The 9,600-nt window shown below is 56.5% G+C and carries 9 protein-coding genes; all 9 read left to right on the forward strand.

Features of this window, described 5'->3' with window-relative positions; translation table 11 throughout:
- On the forward strand, positions 1-2,246 hold a 2,246-nt coding region (locus RTI30_RS10245), incomplete at its 5' end, for a molybdopterin-dependent oxidoreductase (protein WP_312283725.1).
- A 10-nt stretch (positions 2,247-2,256) separates the two neighbouring features.
- Positions 2,257-2,880 carry a 4Fe-4S dicluster domain-containing protein gene (locus RTI30_RS10250; RefSeq protein ID WP_312283726.1) on the forward strand — a complete coding sequence of 208 codons (624 nt, stop codon included), beginning with the start codon at positions 2,257-2,259 and terminating at the stop codon, positions 2,878-2,880.
- Positions 2,877-3,911: an NrfD/PsrC family molybdoenzyme membrane anchor subunit gene (nrfD, locus tag RTI30_RS10255; RefSeq protein WP_312283727.1), complete on the forward strand. Its 1,035-nt coding sequence runs from the start codon at positions 2,877-2,879 to the stop codon at positions 3,909-3,911. Before RTI30_RS10250 ends, nrfD begins: the two co-directional genes overlap by 4 nt.
- A gap of 7 nt (positions 3,912-3,918) precedes the next feature.
- A complete protein-coding gene (locus RTI30_RS10260) occupies positions 3,919-4,449 on the forward strand; it encodes a molecular chaperone TorD family protein (RefSeq protein ID WP_312283728.1) in 531 nt (176 codons plus the stop codon).
- Positions 4,450-4,499: 50 nt separating this feature from the next.
- Positions 4,500-5,030 carry a [NiFe]-hydrogenase assembly chaperone HybE gene (gene hybE, locus RTI30_RS10265; protein ID WP_312283729.1) on the forward strand — a complete coding sequence of 177 codons (531 nt, stop codon included), beginning with the start codon at positions 4,500-4,502 and terminating at the stop codon, positions 5,028-5,030.
- 462 nt (positions 5,031-5,492) lie between these two features.
- Entirely contained in the window at positions 5,493-6,185 is a 693-nt protein-coding gene (locus RTI30_RS10270; RefSeq protein WP_312283730.1) for an MBL fold metallo-hydrolase, read from the forward strand.
- Positions 6,186-6,202: 17 nt separating this feature from the next.
- Positions 6,203-7,837: a cytochrome ubiquinol oxidase subunit I gene (locus RTI30_RS10275; RefSeq protein WP_312283731.1), complete on the forward strand. Its 1,635-nt coding sequence runs from the start codon at positions 6,203-6,205 to the stop codon at positions 7,835-7,837.
- A gap of 48 nt (positions 7,838-7,885) precedes the next feature.
- Positions 7,886-9,019, forward strand: coding sequence for a cytochrome d ubiquinol oxidase subunit II (gene cydB, locus RTI30_RS10280; RefSeq protein WP_312283732.1), 1,134 nt, complete (start codon positions 7,886-7,888; stop codon positions 9,017-9,019).
- A gap of 12 nt (positions 9,020-9,031) precedes the next feature.
- Positions 9,032-9,235: a hypothetical protein gene (locus tag RTI30_RS10285; RefSeq protein WP_312283733.1), complete on the forward strand. Its 204-nt coding sequence runs from the start codon at positions 9,032-9,034 to the stop codon at positions 9,233-9,235.
- The last annotated feature ends 365 nt before the right edge of the window (positions 9,236-9,600 follow it).

The following is a 9,600-nucleotide window of genomic DNA, read 5'->3' on the forward strand; positions in this document are numbered from 1 at the left end:
CCAATCAGATCCCCAATCTCATCACCTCTCCCACCCAGAATTGCGTGTTCGACGGTCATTTCGGTACCAATTCCATGACTGGCAACTATGTTGTTCACGCTGAAGTCATCGAGGATTACGAAAACAGCGATTACATACTTTCCATCATCGGCAATGCCAGCATCGGCGGCATATCCACCTGCCGCGCGGTGCGTTTCGCAGCTGGCAAGGAAAAAGGTGCCAAGGTGGTGGTCCTCGACCCGCGGGCCTCGGAAACCGCTGCCAAGGCGGACGAATGGTACGCTATCAAACCCGGTAGCGACCTAGATTTCACCTTGGCGATGCTGCGGGAGATGATGAACAATGGGTGGTACGACGAGGAATTTCTCGTCAGCCACAGCAACATGCCTTTCCTGGTGCGAAAAAATACCCACAATGCTTGGGAACTCTATCTTTCGGCCAACAAGGAACCGGCGGTTATCGACCAGCACAGCGGTCAGGTTGTCTTCCTGCCCGCATTTAGCAACAGCAATCTCCAGAGCAGCAGCGGTGCTGCGGTCAAACCGCAACTGCGTGCACCCGCCGATTTCCAGTATCAGGGTGAGAAGCTTGTCACCGTTTTCGACGCCCAGCTCCAGGAACTGGAGCCCTACACAACCGAGTGGGCGGCCGCCAACACTGGCATCAGCGCCGATGACATCCGCAAAATCGCCCGCGATTTCCATCAGGCCAAGTCCCCCATCCTCATCCCCGGCTGGTCCGGAGCCCGCTATGGCAACATCCAGATGCTGCGTCGGGTGCAGGCCATGATCCAGGGCCTCAAGGGTGGTTTCGACGTGCCTGGCGGCTGGATCTTTGGCGGCGACTACCGCGAGCAGGTGCGCCACATGTGGGCGGTAAAGGATGATCCCCACGCCCCGCCCATGGCCAGTTTGGCGGGGATGCCCTTTGTCTACTGGAGCGCCAAGGCAGCCGCCGATCCACATACCTATCCCCATGGCTATCCGGCCTGGGCGGCGGTGTACCGCGATCAGACTCCCAAGGACTCTCCCAACTGGGCGGCCTTTCCCTTTACAACGGAAGTGGGGCTGGATGCTGCCGTCAAGGGCAAACTGACCTGGAAAGGCGCGCCGTACCTGTGCAAGGCGATTCTCTTCAACGGCACCAATCCTCTGCGCGATGCGCCCGAGGGCTTTTGGGAGGAGGTCCTGACGCATTCAAACATGGAGCTGGTCATTGTTATGGACGTGATGCCCTCGGACACCCTGGCCTATGCCGACGTGGTCCTGCCGGAACTCACCTATCTGGAGCGCGACGAGCCGGCCATCTATGGCAACGGCACCAATCCCGACAACATGCTCATCACCCGGTATCAGGCCGTGCCGCCCCTCTATGACAATGTCATCCTGCCCGATGCCTTGCTGAAGCTGACGGAGATTATCAGCGGCAGCAGCGAGCCCTACTATCAGGCCCTGGAGCAACTCGCTGGTGTTCCCGCCGCCCGCCTCAAAGCCCTCACCGCCGAGAACCGCGCCAAAGGTGTCAAAAACCCCTTCAGCATGGCCAGCCGACAGGTAGACTTTGAAATGAAGTCCAAAGGGCTTGGCATCACGCCGCAAAAGCTGGATGCCGTCCTGCGGGAAAAGGGAGTCTATCCCGTTGCCAAGGCCGAGGAACTTATCGCCAACCATGGCATGCCGCGCAAGATGGCCTTGCCAACCCCCAGTGGTCGTGCCGAATTCTATAGCAATCTCTATGGTCAGCTGCGTGAGCAATTCGGTTTGTGGGATAGCCCCTATTTCTCGGTGCTGGCCACCCACATCCCTGCCGACTGCCGGCCGGGCAGCAAAGCGCCCATGGCCGACAACGAATTCTATTTCACGTACGGAATGGTGCCGGTCGTCTCCCATTGCTCACCCAACAACGATTTCCAACCTTTGGTAGGGATCAGCAAATTCCGCGGTGAGATCTATACCGGCCTGTGGGTCCATGCCCAGCGCGCCGCCAAACTTGGGCTGCGGGAAGGCGACAAGGTGCTGGTCACCAACCTGTTGACCCAGCAAAAGGCCAAGATGTCAATACATGTTACCCGTCTGGTGCGAGAGGACACTGTTTTCTTGTATAGCGGCTTCGGTGACCAGAATCCGGCCCTCACTCACGCCGTAGGCATGGGTACAGCCCTCAATAAGATCACTCCCAATTTCATCGAACCGGTGAGCGGCGGTTTTCGCTCCCAGGAATTCACCGTGCGCCTGGAACGCATTTGAGGAATCAGCTATGACTAAATATGCCATGCTTATCAATCTGGACACATGTGTCGGCTGCAACGCCTGTATGGCGGCCTGTGCCATGGAAAACCAGACTCCGGTCTGGAACCCCGATAAGTTTCGTACCTATGTCTATGACGAAGAGATCGAAGTGGGTGACAAGATCCTCCGCCAGTTCTTTCCCAAGCTGTGCAACCACTGCGACAACCCGCCCTGTGTGAGTGTCTGCCCGACCGGGGCCACCTGGAAAGAAGCCAACGGCATCGTTCGCGTCAATCCGGAGATCTGCATGGGTTGCCAGGCCTGCGCCATGGCCTGTCCCTACGATGCCCGCTATGGTGCCGACCCCGAGGATATCAGCTATGGCGAAGCCTATTACGGCAAGGACTTCCTCAAACGCACGGTGCCCAGCATCGACAAGTGCGATTTCTGCTACGAACGTCTGCAGGAAGGTTTGCAACCGGCCTGCGTGGAAACTTGTGTGGCTCACTCCCGCATTTTTGGTGATTTGGACAACCCCGATGACCTTGTCACCAAGGTCGTTGCAACTGGCAAGGCCCAGGGCCTGCTCACGGAGTTAGGCACCGGTCCCAACGTCTACTATGTCCACAAGATTCCGGAGGAACTGTTATGAGCACTGTTCATTTCGTCACCACCTTCGCCACCCAGGATCGCTGGGGTATCCTCGTGGCGGCCTATCTCTTCCTCGGCGGTCTGGGAGCGGCATTGATCGCGATTAGCCTCTTTACGGACCGTTACTTTTGTTCAGAACGCCGCATTACCCTCTGGGGCACCCTTTCCGGAGAGGCCTTTTTAGGCTTTGGCTCCGCCCTCCTGCTGGTGGATCTGCTCCATCCCGTTCGGGTTTGGGAGATTCTCCTGCCCTGGAATGTACTCTTCCTACCCTGGTCTTGGATCGCCTGGGGTACCCAGTTCATCATCTGGGCCATGGTCTTTGGCCTACTCTATATCTGGCCCCAGGTCCTGGCGGAACCCTGGTTCCGCAAGCTGCCCATCATCGGTCCCTGGCTGCAGCGCTGGTTTGAAATGCCCCTGATCCGCATCATTGGTGACTGGGCCACGCGCCTGCGCACCCCCATCGCCTGGATCGCCATCCTCAACGGCATCGGTACCGCCGCCTATACGGGCCTCCTGCTGCGTTCCTTCCCGGCTGCCGCCCTTTGGGCCAATGACCTGGTTCCGCCCCTCTTCACCGTTTCCGCTTTTTCCACGGCTTTTGCCTATCAACTCCTTGTCCTCTACGCCGTACTCCATGAACATGGCGCTCTAGCCCGCTGGTATGAACGCCTGGATATGCTCCTCATTGCCGTGGAAATCGTGCTCATCTTCGGTATCCTCTTCGTCATCCTCCCGGGCAGTCTCAGCGGCAAAGCCTCCCTCGACATCCTTTGGCATAGCTGGGGCTGGGTAGTCGGTTTTCTCGGCATTGGCCTGGTTCTGCCCTTTCTGCTGGAAAGCAAAGGTGTCTTCCTGGGCTGGCAACGCAGCAGCCCAGTGATTCTCTCGGCCTGCATGGTACTCCTGGGCGGCTTCCTGCTACGTCACTACTTCCTGGCCAGCGGCGTTTATGTCTTCCCCTGGGGTAATGCGGGCCATGATGGCGTCCTCGGTGCCGGCATTTATCATGTCCTCACCAGCCACTGAGACCACCTTGGCAGCGCCGTCCGATATCCTTGCCGCCTGGCGCTTCTGCGCCATGGCTCTGGCGGAGCCAGGTAACGAGTCCCTGGAGTTGTTGCAGGAACAGGCCCATCACCCAGAGTGGCTCGCTCCGGCCTTGAGAGAATTGGCGGCACTACCCCTGGATGTCTGGCAGGGGGAGCATACCCGGCTCTTTATTTTCCCGGCCCTCTGTCCACCCTTTGCCTCGGCCTATCTCGAAGAGGGCATATTGAACGGCCATCGTGCCGCTGCGTTGGAAAGATTCTATGGCGACCTGGGCTTGCTGCCCACCGGGCTCCCTGCCGATTATCTGGGTACTATCTGTGAATGTGCGGCTTTTCTTTGGGAGCAGGGCAGATCTGAAGTCCTGCAGGGATTCTGCCATGACACGCTCGGCGACTGGCTGAATCGCTTCCTCGGCGACCTCGCGGCGCAGAGCGAACTACTCTTTTACCGTGGCCTTGCCCAGGAACTGGCCGATCTGGTCTACACCTGCCTCACCCCGAAGCTCCAGGCGTGACGCACCAAAACTCAGTTGACGGATCCGGGACGAGCGGGACATGGCAAATTTTGCCGGCCCTAACGGCGGAAACCCTCGAGCTACAGATCACCGCCGCCTTTCGCCATTGGCATGAGAACTGCTTTCGCGACAGCCAGGCGGCCCACCCGAGCTTGGGTGTTGAACTGCGCGATTTGCGCCTCGTCGCCGGTTGGTGGCTGGGTCACCTGCTCACCCCCATCGCCCTCTACCGTATCTGCATACCCACCGCCGTACCCCCCCTTCCCCTTCCCAGCGGCTGGACTCCAGGGGAGCGGGCCGTCCAACCCTGCCTCGCCCTCGGTCCTCTCCTCGCCCTCCCCGTCCCCGGACTCATCGGCCGGGGCCACCTCCACTATCTACCTGAACTAGGCCATTTCCTCCTCCAGCCTGAAGTGCAGGGTCTTCGCCGCTACCCTGATGCTGACGCTGTCTTTTCCGCCTGGAACCAAGTCCTAAGATTCCGACAACAGACCCGCGCCAACCTGGAAAAACAGCAACAATGTGACCGCCGCGCCTTTTTGCAGCGCCTCATGCCCATTCCGAAAGACAGTTCCCTTTGAGTTTTGCTGATATTGAGGTATCCCAAAGTATGTAGGTATTCTCCGATAGATATAATTTGATGTCGTAGGAAACATAACAAAGCTACACGCCCTGAGTTTCGAGCCGAAGTGGTGAAACTGGAGCACTATGCTGGAAAACTATTGCCAACAGTAACCCGGACTGTGGTATTCCCGAAACCGGTAATGATTCCTCCCGCAAACTGAGTCTTATCCTTCTCTGAGACTGGTCAGAATTGGACACGGATTGACAACATCGTCACCAACGGCACGGTGGAAACCAGCATATCTGTCATGATTGGCATATCGTATCCCAAAAACTGCCATATTTGGCAGAAAAAACGCAATGCTTGGACTAGGTAAAAAAACTTAACTGCCTGTAAAAGCTCACTTATATGGTATTGCTTTTGGTGTGGCGCAAATTTTGCTTTTTGTAATAGGAAAATGCAAGAAAGGGGTGCCAAGATGATCTTTCGACAGTTTTATTGGGAGAAGGGCCGGCAATTGGCCTATGTCGTGGGAGATCCCATTACCCGGGAGGCGGTGACCATCGATGTGGGTACCGGGCAACTGGATCCGGTGTTGGAGTTTCTCCATAGCCGCGGTCTGCGTCTGCGTTTCGCCCTCCAGACCCACTGGAACAAGAATCAACGGGAGGCTGCCCTGGCGCTGCGCGACCGGGTGGGGGCAAGAATCCTTGCCCAGGAAAGCATTAACGATGCTGCCGTGGATATGCGCATCCGCCACGAAGACCGGCTCTACTTTGGCGAGGAATGCCTGCGCGTACTCCACACGCCCGGACTGACCCCTTGCGCGGTCATGTACCAATGGGAGGACCGTCTCTTTACGGGAGAAACGCTGCTGGCGGGAGGGCTCCACCGTCGCGTTCCGGCAGCAAAACGGCCAGCGTTGATCGCCCATCTGCAAAACCTGTTGGCACCCATGGCAGATGAAACCCTTCTCTATCCCGCGGTGGAGAACCGCGGCCGCCGCCTGGGGAGTCTGGAAGAGCTGCGCCGCTTGGGCTTTGGCTCGGGAGGCCCCGGTTTACTGGCCCGCTGTACCCAATATCTACAACACGATGCCGCAAAAAAGAGTCCGGCAGCGCCTGCAGAGGAACCTCTGCAACGCCTTCATTCCGGTCCTGTTCTGCTGTAACAAGAGGAGGTAACTCAATGAGTATGATGATTAACCCCACGGTGGTGGAGCTGTCACGAGTACAGTTTGCGTTGACCGCCCTGTACCACTTTTTGTTTGTCCCCCTCACCCTGGGACTCACCTTCATTCTGGCGACCATGGAAACCGTGTATGTGGTTACCAAACGCCCCATCTACAAGGAAATGACCCAATTCTGGGGCAAGCTCTTCGGGATCAACTTTGCCCTGGGGGTAGCAACGGGCCTGACCATGGAGTTTGAATTTGGTACCAACTGGTCCATGTACTCCCACTTTGTAGGTGACATTTTTGGCACCCCCCTGGCCATTGAAGGGCTCATGGCCTTTTTCATGGAATCCACCTTTATCGGGGTCATGTTCTTTGGTTGGGATCGACTTTCCCCCAAGGCCCACTTGGTGGTGACGTACCTGGTGGCATTGGGGTCCAATCTCTCGGCCCTCTGGATCCTCATCGCCAACGGCTTCATGCAGGATCCCCGAGGAGGAACGTTTGATCCCAATACCATGCGGATGCAGTTCAGCAACTTCATCGACTTGATCTTCAACCCCGATGCCCAGGCCAAGTTTGTCCATACCACTACGGCTGGTTTTGTGACGGGCTCCATGTTTGTGATGGCCATCTCCGCGTACTACCTATTAAATAATAGGCACCGGGACTTGGCCCTGCGTTCCTTCCGGATCGCAAGTATTTTTGGGGTGATTGCTACCGTTGCGGTGATCACCCTGGGAGATGCCTTGGGTTATATCGATGCCCACGCACAGCCCACCAAGCTCGCCGCCATGGAAGCCATCTGGAAGACTGACCCCCATCCGGTTTCGGCAGCGTGGAATCTGATCGCCATCCCCGATCGCCAAGCCCAGAAGAATCTATTTGCAATCAGTATTCCTTACGTCCTAACCCCGTTATTGACCCATACCGAAACCACGGTCATCCCCGGTATCCTTGAGTTGGAGCAACAGGCCAAACCCAAGATCGAGAATGGCATCAAGGCCATGCTCGCCCTCAAGGCCTATAATGCCGACCATAGTGACACGGCTGCCTTGGCGACCTTCAAGAAGTATGAAAATGATATGGGCTATGGCTTCCTCGCCAAGCAATTTGCCCCCGATCAGGATCTGGCCAAGGTAAATCAGGCCAACCTTCCGAGCGTGCTCGACAAAACAGCCAAGGACACCATTCCCAATGTCTGGGTGGAGTTTTGGGCCTTCCGGCTCATGGTCGCGGCGGGCTTTTTTATGCTCGTTCTCTTTGCCTTCGCTGCTTATTACAGCTTGAAAAATCAAGTAGAACGGCATCCATTGCTGCTGAAAGTAGCCCTTTGGAGCATCAGTCTCCCCTGGATTGCATGCGAATTCGGCTGGATCACTGCCGAAAACGGTCGCCAACCCTGGACCGTGTATGGATGGCTCCCGACCTTTGTCTCTGCTTCCAGCCACTCTGTGGCTTACATGGTCTTCTCGTTGATTGGTTTTGCAATCCTTTACAGCAGCTTCATCATTGCCGAGCTCTACCTGATGTTTAAATACGCCCGACTGGGCCCCCAGAAAGAACACCACGGCGATGCGGCCCCGGCTGCTGGTGGTGGATTGGTAGGAAAACCGGCCTTTGCCAAAGCCAGTCTGGATCGACCCTAAAGCAAAAGCGCGGGGCACGTCTGCCCCGCCCAAAAGGAGCAACATACGATGGATGCTTATGTATTCTTGAAAGTCTTATGGTGGTTACTCCTGGGCATCTTGCTCATGGGGCTGGCCATCATGGTAGGAATGGACATGGGGGTGGGGACGCTACTGCGCTTTGTGGGCAAAAATGATGCCGAGCGGCGCATGGCCCTCAATGTCGTTGGTCCCCATTGGGATGGTAACCAGGTCTGGTTCATTCTGGGTGGTGGGGCGATTTTTGCCGCCTTCCCCAGCCTCTATGCCACGTCCTTTTCGGTATTCTACATTGTCATGATTCTCTTGCTCTTTAGCATGATCATGCGACCGGTGGCCTTCGAGTACCGCTCCAAGGTTCCTGCCGAGAAATGGCGGGATACCTGGGACTGGGCCTTTTTGATTTCCGGCGCACTGCCCATGATTGTGTATGGTGCGGCTTTTGGAAACATTCTCGAAGGAGTGGGCTTCCACTTTGGCTGGGATGGTCAGTATTATCAAACGGAGTCCTTCCTTTCCTATCTACTCAATCCCTTTGCCATCCTCTGTGGCCTGTTGTCCTTGAGCCTGGCCATATACCAGGGGGCTGCCATGCTGATGATCCGGGGAACGGATCCCATCTATAGTCGGGCCAAAAAGATTGGCTCCGTAGCTGCGCTGGTCAGTGTGGTACTCTTCGTCATCGGTGGTTTCTGGGTATCCGGCATGGACGGTTATGTGCTGCACCATGCGGACCCCGCCATGCCAGCCAATATTTCCGCCGCCCAGGATGTTACCCGGGTGGCAGGCGCCTGGTTGCACAACTATGCTGCGGCACCCATCCTCTGGCTGATTCCAGTCGTTGCCATCCTGGCCATGCTGGCAGGAAGCCTGACCATGCGCGCCAACAAGCCGACGTTGGCCTGGTGGTTCGGAGCAGTTGCTTGGATAGGTGTTATCAGTACTGCAGGTGTCTCCATGTTCCCTTTCCTCATGCCCTCCAGCGACAACCCCGCCCAGAGCATCACGGTGTGGAACGGCACGGGTAGTGCATACAACCTGGTTTGGATGACTATCTTTAGTGGCATCTTCGTGCCTACCATCATCGCCTACACAACTTGGTGTTTTCGGGTCATGCGCGGCAAGGTCAAGAGCCCGAGTCCGAGCGATACCCACGCCTATTAAGGAGGTTCTCCCATGAAAAACTTGCTTACCTTTGTCAGTGCTGCCGTCATCCTGGGCCTTGCACTTTTTCTTTCGGTGATCCTTGGCGACTATGGTCCGTGGTACTTTGCCTGGCTCATCGGCACTACCATGATTATCCTCATCTCGGCCGCCGGCGCTGCCATGTTCGATAGCCAGGATGAAGAACTGTCGCAGCAGGGCGTCAGCAAACGCTAGGAGGTCATCATGCAGTATGCCAATCTGGAAGATATTATTTTCTTTCTACCCGCTGTTTATATCGGAATCGCGGGAATCATGTACCTCTATACCCGCAAGCGTTTCAAGTAGCATCAGTATTGCGGCTGACGTATTCTGGGGGCCTCGCGGCCCCCTTTTTTCTGGAGGTGATTCAATTGCTAACAGAATCTTCTCCGGACACATGGTAAGCGCGTGGGCATGACAGAAATCACCCTAGCAAATACCAGCAGACAGGACCAGCAGAAATCACGCTGGATGCTTGCATCAACCGTCCTCAACGGCTTCCTTTCCATCTGCAAAATCGGATGGGGGTTATATTCCGGAAGTACGGTCGTCATCGCGGA

The sequence above is a fragment of the Candidatus Igneacidithiobacillus taiwanensis genome, from assembly GCF_031962545.1.
Lineage (GTDB): Bacteria > Pseudomonadota > Gammaproteobacteria > Acidithiobacillales > Acidithiobacillaceae > Igneacidithiobacillus > Igneacidithiobacillus taiwanensis.